General features: G+C 74.4%; 15 protein-coding genes. 11 read left to right on the plus strand and 4 right to left on the minus strand.

Annotated elements, in window-relative coordinates; genetic code table 11:
* Positions 1 to 108 precede the first annotated feature (108 nt).
* The gene (locus RM540_RS15140) at positions 109 to 1,392 is read right to left on the minus strand and encodes a PGAP1-like alpha/beta domain-containing protein (RefSeq protein WP_311665636.1); all 1,284 of its coding nucleotides are present in this window, start codon (positions 1,390 to 1,392) and stop codon (positions 109 to 111) included.
* Between the two features lie 93 nt (positions 1,393 to 1,485).
* On the opposite strand from RM540_RS15140, the gene alr reads away from it, so the two are divergent.
* The 7 genes from alr (at position 1,486) to RM540_RS15175 (ending at position 10,115) form a co-directional block, all read left to right on the plus strand.
* Positions 1,486 to 2,616, plus strand: coding sequence for an alanine racemase (gene alr, locus RM540_RS15145; RefSeq protein WP_311665638.1), 1,131 nt, complete (start codon positions 1,486 to 1,488; stop codon positions 2,614 to 2,616).
* A 114-nt stretch (positions 2,617 to 2,730) separates the two neighbouring features.
* Positions 2,731 to 3,435 (plus strand): winged helix-turn-helix domain-containing protein, encoded by a 705-nt coding sequence (locus RM540_RS15150; protein WP_311665640.1) that lies wholly within the window; start codon positions 2,731 to 2,733, stop codon positions 3,433 to 3,435.
* 65 nt (positions 3,436 to 3,500) lie between these two features.
* On the plus strand, positions 3,501 to 4,994 hold the full coding sequence (locus RM540_RS15155) for a sensor histidine kinase (protein ID WP_311665641.1): 1,494 nt from the start codon (positions 3,501 to 3,503) through the stop codon (positions 4,992 to 4,994).
* 285 nt (positions 4,995 to 5,279) lie between these two features.
* A complete protein-coding gene (locus RM540_RS15160; protein WP_311665643.1) occupies positions 5,280 to 7,565 on the plus strand; it encodes an alpha-ketoacid dehydrogenase subunit alpha/beta in 2,286 nt (761 codons plus the stop codon).
* A gap of 181 nt (positions 7,566 to 7,746) precedes the next feature.
* The gene (locus RM540_RS15165) at positions 7,747 to 8,484 is read left to right on the plus strand and encodes a DUF1573 domain-containing protein (protein WP_311665645.1); all 738 of its coding nucleotides are present in this window, start codon (positions 7,747 to 7,749) and stop codon (positions 8,482 to 8,484) included.
* Positions 8,485 to 8,521: 37 nt separating this feature from the next.
* Entirely contained in the window at positions 8,522 to 9,364 is an 843-nt protein-coding gene (locus RM540_RS15170) for a DUF547 domain-containing protein (protein ID WP_311665647.1), read from the plus strand.
* Between the two features lie 286 nt (positions 9,365 to 9,650).
* Entirely contained in the window at positions 9,651 to 10,115 is a 465-nt protein-coding gene (locus RM540_RS15175) for an MOSC domain-containing protein (protein WP_311665649.1), read from the plus strand.
* Positions 10,116 to 10,127: 12 nt separating this feature from the next.
* On the opposite strand, the gene RM540_RS15180 is transcribed toward RM540_RS15175, so the two are convergent.
* From RM540_RS15180 to RM540_RS15190, 3 genes are all read right to left on the minus strand, one after another.
* Entirely contained in the window at positions 10,128 to 10,964 is an 837-nt protein-coding gene (locus RM540_RS15180; RefSeq protein WP_311665651.1) for a CDP-alcohol phosphatidyltransferase family protein, read from the minus strand.
* 52 nt (positions 10,965 to 11,016) lie between these two features.
* Positions 11,017 to 12,255 (minus strand): cystathionine gamma-synthase, encoded by a 1,239-nt coding sequence (locus RM540_RS15185; RefSeq protein WP_311665654.1) that lies wholly within the window; start codon positions 12,253 to 12,255, stop codon positions 11,017 to 11,019.
* Positions 12,256 to 12,362: 107 nt separating this feature from the next.
* The gene (locus RM540_RS15190; RefSeq protein WP_311665656.1) at positions 12,363 to 13,517 is read right to left on the minus strand and encodes a tetratricopeptide repeat protein; all 1,155 of its coding nucleotides are present in this window, start codon (positions 13,515 to 13,517) and stop codon (positions 12,363 to 12,365) included.
* A gap of 115 nt (positions 13,518 to 13,632) precedes the next feature.
* Between RM540_RS15190 and RM540_RS15195 the strand changes: the two genes are divergently transcribed.
* From RM540_RS15195 to ispD, 4 genes are all read left to right on the plus strand, one after another.
* Positions 13,633 to 14,601 carry a hypothetical protein gene (locus RM540_RS15195; protein WP_311665658.1) on the plus strand — a complete coding sequence of 323 codons (969 nt, stop codon included), beginning with the start codon at positions 13,633 to 13,635 and terminating at the stop codon, positions 14,599 to 14,601.
* 187 nt (positions 14,602 to 14,788) lie between these two features.
* Positions 14,789 to 16,066 carry a fumarylacetoacetase gene (fahA, locus tag RM540_RS15200; RefSeq protein ID WP_311665661.1) on the plus strand — a complete coding sequence of 426 codons (1,278 nt, stop codon included), beginning with the start codon at positions 14,789 to 14,791 and terminating at the stop codon, positions 16,064 to 16,066.
* Between the two features lie 158 nt (positions 16,067 to 16,224).
* A complete protein-coding gene (queA, locus tag RM540_RS15205; protein ID WP_314009379.1) occupies positions 16,225 to 17,307 on the plus strand; it encodes a tRNA preQ1(34) S-adenosylmethionine ribosyltransferase-isomerase QueA in 1,083 nt (360 codons plus the stop codon).
* Positions 17,308 to 17,397: 90 nt separating this feature from the next.
* Positions 17,398 to 18,090, plus strand: a complete 693-nt coding sequence (ispD, locus tag RM540_RS15210) for a 2-C-methyl-D-erythritol 4-phosphate cytidylyltransferase (protein WP_311665666.1) — start codon at positions 17,398 to 17,400, stop codon at positions 18,088 to 18,090.
* Positions 18,091 to 18,341 lie beyond the last annotated feature (251 nt).

Genomic DNA, 18,341 nt, shown 5'->3' on the forward strand with positions numbered 1-18,341 from the left:
TGGGCGGGGTGGCGCCGGGTTTGTTCCATCCCGCCCCGCTCAATCCTGGGCGGGGCGGTCGAAGGCGACGCGGAGGTCGAACCGGAGCGGCGGCAGTCCCCCTCCTGGTCAGGAGGGGGTAGGGGTGGTTGTCGGGCGGGCGGGGCGGTCCTGGAAAGGCGCCGCCCCGCCCGGGGCCGAATCGGGCGGGGTGGGGCGGGCAAGCCACGACGCCAGCCGCGCCGTCACGGCGTCGTCCGACAGGAGGTCGAGGTGCGACCGGCCGACAGCCACCCACTGCCGCTCGGGCGGCACGCCCAGGTCGCGGGCGGGGTCCGCGTGGCGGCCGAGCGCGCTGTCCAGCGGCACGAGCCCGTCGCCCACCGTCCGGTCCCTCGCCCCGCCCCGCCCGTCGCCCGTCGTCGCGGCGACGACGTAGCACGCGACGCCCGGCGGGAGCGGCGTGGGGCGGCGCGCGTCCGGCGCCCGGTCGAAGCGGCCCCGCCCCGCCCAGTCCTCCTCCACGACGTTCCCGAAGCGGAGGTCGGTCACGCCCGCGCTCCGCGCCTGGCCGACCGCGGCGAGCGGGGCGGTGTAGCGCGTGGCGCCGAGGAACGCGTCGACCAGGCTGCCCAGACGTTCGAGCGGGGCGCCGTGGTGGGGCGTCCCCAGCGTGACGAGCGCGGCGTCGAGGCCCGGCCATGCGTGGCCCGCCTCGGCCGCGTAGTGGAGCGCGCTCCGCGCGACGAGCCCGCCCATGCTGTGCCCCACCACGACGAGGCGGCGGACGCGCCGGGGCCACGCGGCCACGAGCGCGTCGAGCGCGACGGCCAGGTCGCGCCCGCTCTCCGAGACGTGCCGCCCGCTGTTGTAGCGGACCGCTACGCGCGTGGCGCCGAGCGCGTCGGCGAGCGCGGCGCCCGGGTCGACCCCGCCCCGCCCCCACTGCCCGTCGTGCATGCACAAGCCGTGGATCTGCACGAGCAGGACACCGCGCGGGTCTGCGACGGCGCGGGCGACCGACGCCGTGTCCAGGACGAGCCGCCGCCCGCCGTAGCGGACCTGGAACGGCGTGGCGAGCGGGTTGCCCTGCGCCGCGAGCGAGTCGCCGAACGCGCCGTTGAGCGCCGCGACGACCGCGTCCCGGGCGGGGTGGCCGTCTGCCGAGCCGCCCCGCCCGACGGCGCCCAGCGCGGCGTCCAGCGAGCGGCCGACGCCGCGCGTCACCCAGCGCACGGCGCCGTACGCCCACCCGGCAACGCGACCCACGCGCCCGCGCCGCCCGAAGGGCGCGGGGACCGCCCCGTGGACGCCCTCGACCACGTCGGCCACGCCCGACACGGCGCCCGTCACGAGGCGGACGGCGCCGCGGAGGTCGGAGGTGGAAAACGGGCGGGGCAGGAGTCGGCGCAAGAGGGCGGGGTGGACGCTCCGCCCCGCCCGGAGTTGCGCTCCGCCCCGCCCCGGTGCCGCGAACCCGAGCGGGGCGGGGCGGTCTGACAGACCATGACCGACCCCGCCCCGCCCGGCCCTATCTGGGCCGAGACCGACCTCGACGCCATCCGCCACAACGCGCGCCTGCTCATGGAGAAGGCGCGGCCCGACGAGGCCGTCGCCGTTGTCAAAGCGAACGCCTATGGGCACGGGGCCGCTCCGGTCGCGCGGGCGCTGGGCGGGGTGGGTGTCCGCCGGTTCGCCGTCGCGCGCCTGGACGAGGCCGTCACGCTCCGCAAGGCCGGCGTCGACGGCCCGCTCTTGGTGTTCGCCGCCCCGCTCGACGGCGAGCTCGCGGCCTACGAGCGCCACGGCCTCACGGCGGCCGTCTCCTCGCCCGAGGTCGCCGCCGCGGTCGCCGAGCGGGGCGGGCTCACGGTCCACGTCAAGGTCGACACCGGGATGCACCGGCTGGGGTTCGCGCCCGAGGCCGCCGCCGACGCCGTCCGCCGGCTCCAGGCCGCGCCCGGCGTGACCGTCGAGGCGCTGTGGACGCACCTGGCGACGGCCGACGGCGACGACGCCGCGTTCGCGCTCGAGCAGGTCCGCCGGTTCGACGGCGTGCTCCGCGACCTGGGCGACGCCGCCCCGCCCCTCGTCCACGTCCGCAACGGGCCGGCTGTCGTGCGGCTGCCGCCGCTCACGTCGCGGCCCGCGCTCGCGCGCCTGGGCGGCGTCCTCTACGGGCTGGCCTCGGACCCCGCCATGCACGCCGCCATGCGCGGCCTCCGCCCCGCCCTCCGCCTCGTCTCGCGCGTGGTCCACGTCCAGACGGTCGCCGCCGGCGAGTCCGTCAGCTACGGGCGGACGTGGACGGCCGAGCGCCCGACGCGCGTGGCAACGCTCGCCGCCGGCTACGCCGACGGCGTCCCCCGCGCGCTCTCGAACCGGGGCGAGGTCGGCCTCGGCGGGCGCCGCTTCCCCGTCGCCGGGCGCGTGTGCATGGACCTCCTGCTCGTGGACCTGGGCGCCCCCGACGGCCCGGGCGGGGCGGTCGCGCGCGGCGACGAGGCGGTCGTGTTCGGGCGGGGCGGCCCGAGCGCCGAGGAGGCCGCGGCGGCGGCCGGGACGATGGCGTACGAGCTCACGTGCGGCCTCGCCGCGCGCGTCCCCCGCGTGTTCCGGGGCCAGAATGCGGGATAAACGGGGGCGGGGCGGCCGGTGGAGGAGAACCGGACCGCCCCGCCCGCGTCTACCGAGCGGGTTGGTATCTTCACAATTCCCCTCACCACGCCCTTTGGGTCTGCCCCCGTCCACATGGCTACGTCCACCCCCCAGGAGATCACCGTTCTCGTCGTCGACGACGAGGAGGACGTGGTCGAGATCGTCTCCCACTTCCTCCGCGAGGCGGGCTACAACGTCCTCACCGCGTTCGACGCCGACGAGGCGCTGAGCAAGGCCGGCCCCGACGTCGACGCCATCCTCCTCGACGTCATGCTCCCGGGCATGAGCGGGTTCGAGATCGCCAAGCGCCTGCGCGGCCGGGTCGAGACTGAAACGATCCCGATCATCATGATGACGGCGAAGACCGAGGAGCAGGACCAGCTCCAGGGCCTCGAAAACGCCGACCAGTACCTGACCAAGCCGGTCAGCCCCAAGGTGGTCCTCGCCAACCTCCGCGCCGTCCTCCGGCGGACCGGGACCGAGGAGTCGAAGACGCTCTCGACGTCCGGCCTCACGATCTACGAGGACGAGTACCGCGCGACGCTCGACGGCGACGACCTCGGCCTCACGCTGACGGAGTTCGAGCTGCTCCGCTACCTCGTCCGCCACCCGCGCAAGGCGTTCACGCGCCAGCAGCTGCTGGAGACGATCTGGAAGGACGCCATGATGGTGACCGAGCGGACCGTCGACGCTCACATCAAGAACCTCCGCGAAAAGCTGGGCGAGTTCGCCAAGCACATCCAGACCGTCCGCGGCGTGGGCTACCGCTTCGTCGAGGAGGCCGAGCAGGAAGCGTGACGAGCGACGGGTGATCAGTACAGAGCCTTTGCCCGTCACCCGTCACTCCTAGCCCGTCACCCCCTATGCGCTGGCGCACTGTCCGCGAGCTGTTCTACCCGCGCCGGGCCTCGACCCAGACGTGGATGATGCTCACGTTCGCGGTGTTCGTGGGCCTGGCTGTGGTCGGGGTCGGGCTGTACTCGTTCCTCGTGCTGCGTGGGCAGATCGGCGAGGCCGAGCGGGCCACGCTCCGCGACCAAGCCGCCCGGTTCGCCGTCCAGCTCGAGGCGGTCCCTGACCGGGCCTCGCGGCTCGCCGTCGGCGCGCAGATCGCCGGGCTCACGAACGTCGACGTGGCCGTGGCCACGACCGACGAGGTGCTCGGCGACTTCCAGGCGGGCGGGGAGGCCGCGCGGACCGACGGCGGCGCGTTCTTCGACAGCCCCGAGGTGGCCGCCGCGCTCTCGGCGGTCGACCACGTCGGGTTCGCCGAGCGGGCCGGGCCGGGCGGGGAGGAGCGGCTCTACGTGGCGCTGTACCGGCCGGAGAGCGGGCTGCTCGTGCGCCTGGGTGAGCCGCTCCCGCCGCTCCTCGTCGCCATCCAGCGCGTCCAGGCCGTGCTCGCCGTGGGCATGGCGCTGGCCCTCGTGCTCGCGCTGCTCGGGGCGTGGCTCGCCGCGCGGCGCGTGACGCGGCCGCTCCAGGCCATCACGCGGAGCGCCCAGCGGATCAACGAGGGCGACCTCGACGGGCGGATCCAGGTCAAGACGCGGGCGGCCGAGTTCCAGGACCTCGCCCGGAGCCTGAACCACATGGCGGGGCGGTTCCGCAACGACATCCACGAGCTCCAGCGGATGCAGCGGGTCCAGAACGAGTTTATCGGCAACGTGGGCCACGAGGTCAAAAACCCGATCCACGCCGTGTTCGGGTACCTCGAGGCGCTCGCGTCGGACTCGCTCGCGCCCGATCAGCGCAAAAAGTACGCGCACAAGGGGCTCGCCAACCTCCAGCGCCTGAACAGCCTGTTCTCGGACCTCATCGAGATCGCCCGGCTGGAGTACCGCGAGGACATGATCCGCCCGACGACGTTCGACCTCCAGGACCTGATCGAGGAGGTGGGCGAGATGCTTGAGCCGAAGGCGAACGAGAAGATGCTCGAGCTGGCCTACGACAACCCCAGCCTCGCCGTCCACGCCGACCGGAACCGGGTGCGGCAGGTGCTCACGAACCTGATCGACAACGCGATCGCGTACTCCGACCAGGGGTCCGTGCGGTGCCGGATGCGGCGGCACCTGGACAAGGCCCGCATCGAGGTCGTAGACACGGGGCGCGGCATCTCGGCCGATCACCTCGACCGCGTGTTCGACCGCTTCTATCGGGTCGATACGGCGCGCTCGCGCAAGGAGGGGGGGACCGGGCTGGGGCTGGCCATCGTCAAGCAGATCCTCGAAGCCCACGGCGAGACCATCCACGTCGAGAGCACGAAGGGGCGGGGCACGCGGTTCTGGTTCGAGCTCCCGCTGGCCCCGGCCGGCGGCGACGGCCAGGTGACCGAGGCGGTCGCGGCGAGGGCGTAGCGGCTTCTCTCCGACCCCCGGGGCGGGGCGCGATCGGCGGTGGCCGCCCCGCCCGCTGCACGTCGGGAGCGGGGCGGTGGACCGGGCGGAGCGGCACCCGCCCCGCCCTCGGCGCAGGGGCGGGGCGGGAGAGCCGGGGCGGGTGGTCGGCGCGGCCGGATCGGGGGCGGGGCGGGAGAGTCGGGCGGAGCCGGAGGGGCATCGCGGGGCCGCCGCGTATCTTGCGCGCGGTGGCGCGAGGCCGCCGAGCATTCGCGTTCACGTCCTCTCTCTCCCTCTATGGCTATGGACCCCGAGACCTCCCCCGACCGCCCCGCCCGCTACACGGCCCGTCCGCTTCTCCTCCCGGACGAGGAGGCGGGCGACGGCGCCGCGAACGCCGACGCCGCCCCGCCCTCCGCCGCGGGCGGGGCGGACGCCGTGACCGACGACACCGACGAGGTCACGGGCGAGGTCGACGCCGCGTTCGCCTTCGAGACGAACGCGGCCAAGGCCGACGAGCCGGCCCCGGCCGAGATCGAGGGCGACCTCGACGTGACCCTCCTCGGGCCGGACGACTTCGAGCCGGAGGAGCTGAAGGACGTGCTCCGCACGATGCTCACGTCGCGCCGGCTCGACGAGAAGATGCTGACGCTCTTGAAGCAGGGGAAGGGCTTTTTCCACATCGGCTCGTCCGGCCACGAGGCGTCGCAGGTGGCGCTGGGCCGCGAGTTCGAGGGCGGCCGCGACTGGTTCTGCTTCTACTACCGCGACCTGGGCACGGCGCTGGCCGTCGGCGTGACGCCGGCGGAGGTGCTGCGCGCCCACTTTGGGAAGCCGTCGGACCCGTTCGGCGGCGGCCGCCAGATGCCGGAGCACTTTGGGCACCGCGATCTCAACATCATGTCGACCTCGTCGTCGGTCGGGGCGCAGTACCTGCCGGCGGTCGGGTTCGGGCTCGGCGTGCAGCGCGAGGACGCCGAGGCCCAAGAGGACGGGGCGGGGCGGGCCGTCTACGCGTCGGGCGGGGAGGGCTCGACGAGCCAGGGCGCGTTCCATGAGGCGCTCAACTGGGCCGCCCGCGAGGCGCTCCCGGTCGTGTTCCACGTCCAGGACAACAAGTACGCGATCTCGGTGCCGGTCGCGGAGCAGACGGCCGGCGGCTCGATTTGGCCCCTGTTCGAGGGCTACACCGGCATGAAGCGGGCGCGCTACGACGGGACCGACTTTTTCCAGTCGGCGTCGGTCGCCCGCGCCACGCTCGAACACGTCCGGGCGGGGCGGGGGCCGGTCGCGCTCCACGCCGACGTGGTGCGCCTGCTGCCGCACTCGTCGTCGGACGACCACCGGAAGTACCGGGAGGAGGACTCGATCTCGGCCGACGCCGCGCGTGACCCGATCCCGGCCTTCGTCGCTCGGCTCGTCGAGGCCGGCATCGTGACGGACGACGAGGTCGAGGCGATGCGGGAGGAGATCCGCGTCGAGATCGACCGGATCGCACGTGAGGTCGCCGCCGAGCCCGACCCGGACCCGGCGACGGCCACGGACCACGTCTACTTCGAGGGCGAGGACACGCGCGAGTACGAGACGGACGGCGAGGCGGGCGACCTCGTCGTCATGGTCGACGCCATCAACCACGCGCTCGACGAGGAGATGGACCGCGACGAGCGCGTGCTCGTCTACGGCGAGGACGTGGGCGGCGGCAAGGGCGGGGTGTTCACGGCCACGCGCGGGCTGACGGCCAAGCACGGCCGCGACCGCTGCTTCAACGCCCCGCTCGCCGAGCACTCGATCATCGGGAGCGCCGTCGGGCTCGCGTGCGCCGGCTACATGCCCGTCGTCGAGATCCAGTTCGCCGACTACATCTGGCCCGGGATGCAGCCGCTCCGTAACCAGGTGGCCTCCATGCGCTACCGCTCGAACGGCGACTGGGCATGCCCGATGGTCATCCGCGTGCCGGCCGGCGGGTACATCCACGGCGGCCTCTGCCACAGCCAGAACGTCGAGGCTCTGTTCGGCCACTTCCCCGGGCTCCAGGTCGTCATGCCGTCGAACGCGGCCGACGCGAAGGGCCTGCTCAAGAGCGCGATCCGCGGCGAGGACCCGGTCCTGTTCCTGGAGCACAAGGCGCTCTACCGCCAGGGGCCGGCCCGCTCGCCGGAGCCGCACGCCGACTACCTCGTCCCGCTGGGCAAGGCCCGCGTCGCGCGCGAGGGCACGGACCTCACGATCGTGACGTGGGGCGCCATCGTTTACAAGGCGCTCGCGGCCGCGAAGGCGCTCGACAAGGAGGGCGTCTCGGTCGAGGTCATCGACGTGCGCTCGTTCCTCCCGTTCGACAGCGAGACGGTTCTCGCGTCGGCGCGCAAGACGGGCCGCGTGCTCGTGGCCTACGAGGACCACGAGTTCATGGGCTTCGGGGCCGAGATCGCCGCCCAGATCTCGGACGCCGCGTTCGGGTCGCTCGACGCGCCCGTCAAGCGCGTGGCCGGCGCCTTCTCCTCGATCCCCTACGCCGACGCGCTGGAAAAGGCCGTGCTGCCGCAGGACGAGGACGTGCTGGAGGCGGCCCGCGAGGTGCTCGCGTTTTGACGAGAGGGGTGAGCGGAGGGATCGCCCCGCTCGTGCTCTCGCCTGCCCCGCCCGTGTACCGCGCCGTGCCGCCCCGCCCCGACCAGGGGCGGGGCGGTCTGCGTTGGTGCCCGCCCCGCCCGCGCCGAGCCGTTGGGGCGGGGTGGAGGAACCCGCCCCGCCCGCCGGGCGCTTGACAGGCATGATGCGACTCCCCACCCTGCTCGCCGTCCTCCTCGTCACCGCTGGCGCGGCCGCTGCCCAAGGCCGGCTCGCGGTCGACGCCCCGACCCACGACTTCGGCCGGATCGCCGAGGCCGAGGCCGCGCAGCACACGTTCCGGTTCACGAACGCGGGCGACGCCCCGCTCCGCCTCACGCGCGTCGAGGCCGCTTGCGGCTGCACGACGCCCTCGTGGACCGATACGGCGGTGCCGCCGGGCGGGGAGGGGCAGGTGGAGGTCGCGTTCGACCCGGAGGGCCGCTCGGGGCCGTTCGAGAAGACGGTCTACGTCGTCGCCGAGGGGGCAGACCCGGCGGCGCTCACGCTCCGCATCGCGGGCACGGTCGTGCCGTCGTTCGTCGCGGGCGGGGTGGCACAGGGCTCGCTCACGTTCGAGCGCGACCGGGTCGAGGTCGCCTCCGAGGGCGGGGCGGCGCAAGCCGCCGGGGCGCAACCCGCCGAGGCGCAAACGTCGTTCCGGTTCGCGAACACAGGCGAGCGGCCGATCCGCATCGAGCGCGTGGAGGCGCCGGCGGGCGTCGACGTCGTGTTCCCCGAGCGGCCGGTGTTCCCGGACCAGACGGGCGGGCTGTTCGTGACCGTGCCGGCGGGGTCGCCGGCCGACGTCGAGCTCGTGCTCCACACGACGGACGCCGACGTGCCGGTCAAGCGGCTGGCGCTCCGCGTCGGGCCGCCCCGCCCGGCTGGCGGAGAGTAGCAGGTACGGCGGGGCGGGGTGGAGGCGTTGGGCCGTCATGCCGCTGACCCGTTTCGCCAGGGCGCTCCGCCCCGCCCCCGCCGTTTTCCTCGTGCTCCTCGCCGCGTCCGCGACGGCGCAGCCGGCCGTTGAGGCGCCGCTCGACCGCGTGCTCGGCGCCGTCGTCGGGACCGACGGGCTCGTCGACTACCGCCTTTTGGCTCGGGAGCACCGGGCCGATCTCGACGCCGCGCTCGCGGCCGTCGCCGAGCAGGACCCGAGCGCGCTCCGCACGGATGACCAGAAGACGGCCTTCCTGCTCAACGCGTACAACGCCCACGTGCTCGCCCTCGTCCTCCAGACGGACGCGGCCAATCTGGAGGACGAGGACCTGTTCGAGCGCTTTTTCGAGACGCCCGTTCGCATCGCGGGCGGGGCGGCGACGCTGAACCAGATCGAGCACGGAGCGCTCCGCCGCCAGGACCGGGTCGACGGGGCGGCCGTGCCGCGCGCGGTCCAGGCGCTCCGCCCCGCCCGCGTCGACCGGCGCGTCCACGTCGGGCTGAACTGCGCGGCCGTCTCGTGCCCGCCGCTCGGGCGCCGGGCGTTCCGAGCGTCCACGCTCGACGCCGACCTGGGCCGGGCGTGGCGGGCGTTCGTGGCCTCGCCCCGAGCGGCCCGCGTCGACGGCGGCCGTGTGGTCCTGTCGTCCCTGTTCGACTGGTTCGCGGACGACTTCGAGACGCCGCGCCGTCCGCTCGGCGACCTGCTCGCGGGCGCGTTCGCGAGCCGACCCGACGCCGCCCCGCTCCGCCGCGCGCTCGCGGGCCGCACGGCGGCGGACCTGCGGGCGGACCGCGACGTGCAGTTCGACTACGATTGGACGGTCAACCGGAGGTAAGTCTCAGCAAGGCCGGCGGGCGGGAGGTGCCGCCCCGCCCCATCGCGAACCCGCGGGGAGAACGAGCGCCCGCCCCGCCCGTGTACGGATCGCCCGACGGCGTGCCCGACGGCGTTGCATGCAACTACGGCCGCCCCGCCCTCGGCGCGGGCGGGGCGGTCGTCTTCTGCTCGCTGCCCGCTGACATTTCGGCCGTCTTCCGCCCCGCCCGCGTGCTGAGGCCGGGCGGGGTAGGCATCTTCCGCCTTCCGCCTTCCGCCTTCCGCCTTCCGCCTTCCGCCTTCCGATGTCCGCTCGCGTGCTCCAGATCAACGTCTCGCCCGGCGGCGTGCCCAAGCGCGCCGTAGCGTCCGCGTTCGTCGGGCGGGGCGGGCTTGAGGGCGATGCCGTAAACCATCCCAAGATCCACGGCGGGCCGGAGCGGGCCGTGTGCCTGTTCTCGCTCGACCTCGTCCAGGCGCTCCAGGCGGAGGGCCACCCGGTCTTCCCCGGGTCCACGGGCGAGAACCTGACCGTCGCCGGGCTGGACTGGTCGGCCCTCGCGCCCGACGCCGTGCTGGCCGTGGGCGGGGCGGTCCGGCTCCAGCTCACGACGCGCGTCGAGCCGTGCCGGACGATCGCGGACTCGTTCGCCGACGGCGGCTTTAAGCGCATCCAGCCCAAGCGCGTGCCCGATGAGACGCGGTGGTACGCGCGCGTCCTCGCCGAAGGCACCGTCCGCCCCGGCGACGAGATTCGCGTAGAGTCGTAGCCCCGCCCCGCCCTATGCGCCGTCGTCAGAGGACAGGCCGCCCCGCCCGCCGGAGGCTGGGCCGAGGCCCTGGCCCGTCGGGTCGTCGGCGTAGCCGTCCTGGCCGGGGGCGGGGCGGGGGTCGAGCCGCGCCATCAGAAGCCCCTCGCGGACGGCCGCCACCAGCCACGCCGCGAGGAGCACGACGACGGCGACGGCCGCGAGCGCGTCGAACACGGTCCCGCTCCACCCCGCCACCGACACGGTCGGGTTACCCGCCAGCCACAGGCCGGTGTTCGCCGCGATGAGGACGAGGCGGCCCTCCGTCGGGCCGACGCCGGCGAACGAGATCTTGAACACGCCGCGCGCGATCGTGACCAGGTTCACGAGGTTGAACAGCATGAGCACGACGGCGCCCAGCCCGAGCGCGAGGTCGAGCCGCAGGAGCGGCCCTGCCCCTAGCCCGCCGAACAAGAGCGCGACCGTCGCCACGTCGCAGACGTGGTCGACGTAGAACCCGTACCGCTCGCGCCGGATCTGGCGGACGCGCGCGACCGTTCCGTCGAGGCTGTCGCCCCACCAGTTGAGCACGAGCCCGAACGACGCGAGGTGGACGAAGGCCAGGCTCCGCCCCGCCAGCGCGTAGCCGGCGAACGCGAGCACGGCGCCGACGAGCGCCGTCGCCGTCAGCGTGTCTGGCCCGACCCACGGTGGCAAGCGCCGGGCCATCGCCGGGAGCGCCCACCGCTCGAAGCGGGCGAGCGCGATGTCGTTGACCCGCGTCCTGGCAGCGGGCGCGGCGTCAGCGTCCGCCCCGCCCTCGGCATCGGGCGGGGCGGCGGGTGGGGCGGAGGGGGATGGGGCGGGCACGGCGACAGCGAGTCCGCTGTAGGATCGCGCTGGGGCGGGGCGGTCGGGGGCGCTAGAGCGACGCGAGCGCCCGGTCGAGGTCGGCCACGAGGTCGGCTTCGTCCTCGACGCCCACGCTCAGGCGCACCAGGCTGTCGGGGAGCCCGGCCGCGCGGCGGACGTCGCCGGGGATCGAGCCGTGCGTCATCGTCGACGGGTGCGACACGAGGCTCTCCACCCCGCCCAGGCTCTCGGCCAGCGAGAACACGCGGAGCGCCTGCATAAAGCGGACCGCCGTCTCGACCTCGTCGTCCTCCAGGACCAGCGACACCATGCCGCCAAAGTCGCGCATCTGGCGCGCGGCGACGTCGTGGGCGGGGTGGTCCTCGAAGCCCGGCCACATCACGCGAGCCACGCCGTCGTGGCCGCGGAGAAAGTGGGCCACGGCGCGCGCGTTCTGGCAGTGCCGCTCCATGCGCAGGTGGAGCGTCTTTGTCGCCCGCAGCAGGAGGAAGCAGTCGAGCGGGCCGGGCGCCGCGCCTGCCGCCTTGATCTGGAACCGGAGGTGGTCGGCCCACTCGTCGCTCGACGTGAGCACCGCCCCGCCCACGACGTCCGAGTGCCCGCCGAGGTACTTCGTCGTCGAGTGCAGGACGAGGTCGGCGCCGAGCGCGAGCGGCGTCTGGAGGTAGGGCGAGGCGAACGTGTTGTCGACGGCCACGTCGACGCCGCATGCGTGCGCCACGTCGCACAGCGCGGCGATGTCGTAGACGCGGAGGAGCGGGTTGGTCGGCGTCTCGATCCAGACCAGCTTCGTGGCGTCGGTGATGGCCGCGTCGAGGTCGTCCGGGCTCCCCAGGTCGACGAACGTGAACTCGACGCCGAACGGCTCCCACACCTGGCGCATCAGCCGGTAGGTCCCGCCGTAGAGGTCGTTCGTGGACACGACGTGGTCGCCGGGCCGGAGCCGCCGGAGGATGGCGTCGATGCCGGCCACGCCGGACGCGAACGCGACCCCGTGGGCGGCGCCTTCGAGCGAGGCCAGGTTGGCCTCGAGCGCCGTCCGCGTCGGGTTGCCCACGCGGGCGTAGTCGTACCCCTTGTGGACGTCGGGCGCCTCCTGCACGTAGGTGCTCGTGAGGTAGACCGGCGTCATGATGGCGCCCGTCGTGGGGTCCGGGGCCTGCCCGGCGTGGATGGCCCGCGTGCCGAAGCCGAGGTCGGCCTCGGGAGAGCCGAGCGCGTCGGGCGGGGCGTCGGAAACGGCGTCGACGACGTGGGCGCCGTTGGTGGGGGGCGGGGTGGAGGACATACAGAGGGGGGGAAGAAAACGGCGGGGGCGCGGACGTGCCGTGCCCCCGCCGAGGGAAGTCTAAAGTCGGGCGGGGCGGCCTAAAGCGCCACCCCGCCCCGCTCCGCCTAGTTCATCGAGATGCCGGCGCACTCCGAGACGACCTCGGCCTCCGAGATCCGCCCGAGCTGAGTGTAGACGCGGAAGAGCGCCGAGCACGCGTCGGCCTCGTTGTCGGTCCCGGCCGAGATCTCGCGGGCGCGCTGGAGGTACGGGAGTGCCGCCTCCAGGTTCTCGTCCCGCTCGCCCGTCAGCCGAGCCGACTCGGCGTCGTCCTCGGTCGTGTTGGCCTGCTCGTTGAGCGCGGCCGCCTTGTTCTGGTAGGCGGCGCCGAGGTTGTAGAACGCATCGACGTTCGTGCCGTCGAGCTCCGTCGCCCGCTCAAGCTGCTCGATGGCGTCGTCGAACCGCTCGGCCTGCAGGAGAAGCGCGCCGTAGTTGTAGCGCACGACGGGGTCGGTCGGGAGCGCCTGGATCGACTGCTCGTAGCGCTCGATGGCGCGGTCGGTCTGGCCGCTCCGGGCGTACGCGTTGAGGAGCGTCGTCTCGATGTCCTCGTCGTCCGGGAACTGGGCGCTTGCGGCCTCGAGCACGGTGACGGCGTCGGCCGCCTGGTCCGAGAAGAGGAGCGCGCGGCCGTAGTAGATGGCCGGGCCGGGGTCGTTCGGCGAGAGCTCAGCGGCCCGGCGGAGCGGGTCGACGGCGTTCGCGGCGTCGGCGCCACGGAGACGGGCGAGGCCCATCCCGTAGTAGCCCTGGACGGAGTCCGGCGAGGCCATCGTGCCGATCTCGAACAGCTCGGCGGCGACGACGTTGTCGGCGTCGGGGTCGCGGATGAGGTCGTTGCCGGCGTTGACCGACGTGGCCCACAGGTTGAGGGCCGCGTTGCGGACCTCCTCGTCCTCGGGGGCCACCTCCTGCGCACGGCGGACGGCGTCGAGCGCGGCCTGGAGCGCTTCGAGCTTCAGGGCCGGGTCAGCGGCCGCCTCGGCCTGCTGCCGGCGGACGTCGGCGAGGAGGACGAGGGCGTCGACGTCCTGGGGGTTGGCCGCGAGCGCCGCGTCGAGGCTCGTGACCGCAGAGTCGAAGTTGCCCTGGGCGATGGCCAACTGGGCGGCCCCGACTTCAGGGCTGCTGCTGGTAGAGCCGCCCGCCGCCGTGCAGCCGGCGGTAAAGGCGACGAGAGCCAGGAGAGTGAGGAAAGGAGAGAGGCGGGAGCGCATGGTCGTAGCGGTAGGCGCGGGGCAGATGGGAGGCGCTCGGGGGAGCGCCGTATGTTCTCAGACGCAAAACTACGCCCGTGGGTCCCTCCGGCCCCGCGCCGCCGCCCCGCCCGCCATGTCTCCCGGCCCCCGCGCCTTCCTCGCCGACCTCGTCGACTACGCCGGCCTGTTCCCGCCGGCCGCCCTCGACCTCGGGCCCGCCGTCCGCAACTTCGCGGCGTACCGGGGCGGGGCGGACGCCTGGATGCTCGCCCGGTTTATCGTCCCGGCCGGGCGCCTGGACGACCTCGACGCCTTTGCCGACCTGTTCGCGGCCGCCCCGCCCGCCCGGTTTTCCGTGCTGGGCCACGCGCCGGACGAGGGCGGGGCGGAGGCCTGGGCCGCCGCCGCGCGCCGCACGCTCGACGACGCCCGCGCCTTCGAGCGCCGCCACCCCGCCCAGGTCGCCTGCGACCGCTTCGAGCTCCGCCTCCCCGCCGCGCTCGCCTCTGACGCCGACCGGCTCGCCGAGGCCCTGGGCGAGCTCGACGCCGCCTTCCGCGACGGGGCCGCCACGCCTCCGCGCGCGGCCGTCGAGGTCCCGTTTCTCGAACACCCCGGCACGGTCGGGCCGGCGGCGCAGGCCGTGGCCGACGCGAACGGGCGGGCGGGGCGGCCCGCGTTCGCGCTCAAGCTCCGGTGCGGCGGCGTCACGCCTGACCTCGTCCCCGGCGTCGAGGCGCTGGCCGAGGCGCTGGCGACGGCCCGCGACGGCGGCGCCCCGTTCAAGGCGACCGCCGGGCTCCACCACCCGTTCCGCAACGACGACGAGGCCGTCGGCGCGACCATGCACGGGTTCGTCAACGTGTTCGGCGGGGCGATCCTGGCGCGTGTCCATGGGCTGAGCGCGAGCGACCTCGCCGAAGTCCTGGACGACGCCGACGCCGCGCACTGGCGCCTGGACGACGACGGCCTCGGGTGGCGCTCGCTCCAGACCACCCCGCCCGAGGTCGCCGACGCGCGCGAGCAGTTCGCGCTCAGCTACGGCTCGTGCTCGTTCGACGAGCCCCGCGAGGACCTCCGCGCCCTCGGCTGGATCCGGTAGGGCCGTGGGTCGGTGGATCAGTGAGTCAGGACGATCAGTAGGCCCGTTGCGGGCGGGGCGGGACGTCCGGTTGAGCCGCCCACCCCGCCCGACGCTTCCGACGAGCGGCGCGGCGCTTACAGCATGAACCGCTCCCCAGGGCTCTCTCTGACCCACCGATCTCTACCGACCCACCGACTCCCTGGATATGAACCCCTTCCTCGACGTCCCCGCTGACTCCGGCTTCGGCCTCCACAACTTGCCCTACGGCGTGTTCTCGCACGGCGACGGGGGCGCCCGCGTGGGCGTCCGCCTGGGCGACTACGTCGTGGACCTGGCCGCGCTCGAAACGCACGGGCTCGTCGCGGCGGCGGGGGCGGGGCGGGCGCCCGTCTTTTCGCAGCCGGCGCTCAACGCGTTCATGGCGCTCGGGCCGGACGCGTGGTCGGCCGTCCGCGAGCGGCTCCAGGACCTCTTGTCGGACAGCGGCGACCCGGCCCTCCGCGAGGGCGGGGCGGTCCGCGAGGCGGCGGTCCTCCCGCTCGCCGACGTCACGATGCACCTCCCCGCCCGCATCGGCGACTACACCGACTTCTACTCATCGCGCCAGCACGCGACGAACGTGGGGACCATGTTCCGGGGGCCGGAGAACGCGCTCAAGCCGAACTGGCTGCACCTGCCGGTGGGCTACCACGGCCGGGCCTCGTCGGTCGTCGTGAGCGGGACCGACGTCGTGCGGCCGAGCGGGCAGACACGGCCGGACGACGACGCGCCGCCGACGTTCGGGCCGTCAAAGCGGCTCGACATCGAGCTCGAACTGGGGTTCTTCGTCGGACCGGGCAACGAGTTGGGCGACCCCATCTCGATCTCGGACGCCGACCGCCACATCTTCGGGTTCGTGCTCGTCAACGACTGGAGCGCCCGCGACATCCAGAAGTGGGAGTACGTCCCGCTCGGGCCGTTCCTGGGCAAGAGCTTCGCCACGTCGGTCTCGCCGTGGGTGGTCCCGTACGAGGCGCTCGCGCCGTTCCGCGTCGACGGCGAGCCGCAGGACGCGACGGCCGGCAACCCCGAGCCGCTCCCGTACCTCCGCCAGCGCGGACCGCGGGCGCTCGACGTCGACCTCGAAGTCCGGCTCCAGACCTCGTCGATGGACGAGGGCGGGGAGGTCGTCGCGCAGACGACGGCGCGCAACCTCTACTGGAGCCCCGAGCAGCAGCTGGCTCACCACACGGTCAACGGCTGCAACGCACGGCCGGGCGACCTCATGGCGAGCGGGACGATCTCGGGCGAGGACCCGGGCAGCTACGGGTCGCTCCTGGAGATGACGTGGAGCGGCAAGAACCCGCTGAGCCTCCCGGGCGGCGAGACGCGCACGTTCCTCGAAGACGGCGACCGCGTAACGATCACGGGCGAGGCGCGGCGCGACGGCGTCGCCGTCGGGTTCGGCGAGGTCACGGGCCGCGTCCTCCCGCCCCGCCCGTAGCTCCGGGCGGGGCGGCGACCCCCGCGACGAGGGCGGGGCGGCCGGTCTCCCGGGCCGTGGGGGCGGTTGGCGCTCCGTCATCCGCCTGTATTCCCGGTCGCTCCATGTTTTGGTGCGGGCTTGGCGGTGGCTCGCTCCCCCTCGTGACCCGGCTCCTCATGGTCGTTGCGCCCCCGCCTTTCCTGCACCGCACGCTCCGGCTGAGCGACTTCGACTACGAGTACCCCCGCGGGCTGATCGCGGCCTACCCGGCCGAGCCCCGCGACGCCGCCCGGCTCATGGTCGTCGACCGGGCGGCGGGGACCGTCGAGCACCGGACGGTCGGGGACCTGCCCGACTACTTTTCTGAGGGCGACGTGCTGGTGGCGAACGACACGATGGTGTTTCCCGCCCGGCTCCGGGGAACCAAAGAGACGACGGGCGCCCGCGTCGAGGTCTTCCTGCTCCGCGAGCTGAGCGCCGAGAGCCGGTTGTGGGACACCGTGGTGGACCCCGCCCGGAAGGTCCGCGTCGGCAACAAGCTCGTGTTCTCGGACCGTCTCGCCGCCGAGGTCCTCGACAACACGACGAGCCGGGGACGGACGCTCCGGCTCATCTTCGACGGCACGCCGGCCGAGCTCTACGACGCCATCGACCGGATCGGCGAGACGCCCATCCCGCCCTACCTCCGCCGGTCGTCCGAGCTGGCCGACAGCGTCCGCTACCAGACCGTGTTCGCGGCGGAGCGGGGCGCCGTCGCGGCGCCGTCGGCCGGCCTCCACTTTACGCCTGGCCTCCTCCGCACCCTCCGCGCGCGGGGCGCCCGCGTCGAGACGGTCACGCTCCACAGCGGGCTGGGCTCGTTCCAGTCGGTCGAGGTCGAGGATCTCTCGAAGCACCGCATGGCGTCGGAGTGCTTCCAGGTCGGCGCGGGCGCCGTCGAGTCGGTCAACCGCGCGCTCGCGAGCCGCGAGGCTACGGTCACCGCCTGCGACACGACGACCGTCCGGGCGCTCGAGTCGTCGCTCTCGGCCCACCGCACGCTCCGGGCGGGGGCGGGGTGGACCGACGCGTTCATCTACCCGACGCACACGTTCCACGTCACCGAGCGGCTCCTGGCCAACTTCCACCCGCCCCGCTCGACGCTGTTCATGATGAAGGCGGCGTTCGCGGGCTACTCCCTGCTGCGGCACGCCTACGAGGAGGCCGTCCGCGAGGAGTACCGCCTGTTCGCGTTCGGCGACGCGATGCTGATCTTGTAAGGGAAGGGGGAGAACGGCAGCCGCCGCTGACGTCCGGCCGCCCCGCCCTCCACTCCGTTCCCCCGCCCCGACCACGACCACCCCGCCCCCATGACCGACACCTTTGGCGTCGTGCTGCCCGCGGGCGGGGCGGGGCGGCGGATGGGGGGCGACGTGCCCAAGCAGTTCCGCCTGTTGGGCGGGGCGCCCGTCCTCGTGCAGACGCTCCGCGCGTTCGCGCGCCACCCCGCCCTGGGGGCGGCCGTCGTGGTCGTGCCGGCGGGCGAGGAGGCGGCGGCGGGCGCGCGGCTCCGCGAGCACGGCGCCGCGGCCGCCGTCGTCGCGGGCGGGCCGACGCGGCAGGCGTCGGTGGCGAACGGCGTGGCGGCGCTCCCCGCAGACGTCAACCTCGTCCTGGTCCACGACGCCGTGCGCCCGTTCGTCTCGGCCGACGTCGTCTCGCGTGTGGTCGCGGCGGCCCGCGCGGGCGGGGCGGCCGCGGCGGCCGTCCCCGTCGCTGACACGCTGCGGCAGGGCGGGGCGGGGCCGCTGTTCGGCGAGACCGTCCCGCGCGACGGCCTGTGGGCCATGCAGACGCCGCAGGGCGCCCGCCGCGACTGGCTCGTGCGGGCGCACGCGAACGCGGGGCGCTCGGTCGCCACGGACGAGGTCGGGCTCTTGCAGGGCGCCGGCTACCCGGTCCGCATCGTCGAGGGCGACGCCCGCAACCTCAAGCTGACGCGGCCGTCGGACTGGGCGCTGGCCGAGGCGCTGTGGCCGGCGTGGATGAGGGATGAGGGATGAGGGATGAGGGATCGCGCGGGCGAGGCGACGTGCCAGGTTTGTTCCGCGCCGCCCGCGGGGACAGCGTGCGGCGAGCAGCGGGCGGGGTGGGAGGAGTCCCCCTCCTGGACAGGAGGGGCTAGGGGTGGTGGATGATGCGGGCGGGGCGGCCGGAGAAAGACGCCGCCCCGCCCGGGCGCCGCGGCCCGACGGCGTTGCATGCAACGCCGCTACGGCGACCGCCCCGCCCGTGGCGTGGGCGGGGTGGTGAT

The organism is Rubrivirga litoralis (genome assembly GCF_031846415.1).
Taxonomy (GTDB): Bacteria; Bacteroidota; Rhodothermia; order Rhodothermales; family Rubricoccaceae; genus Rubrivirga; species Rubrivirga litoralis.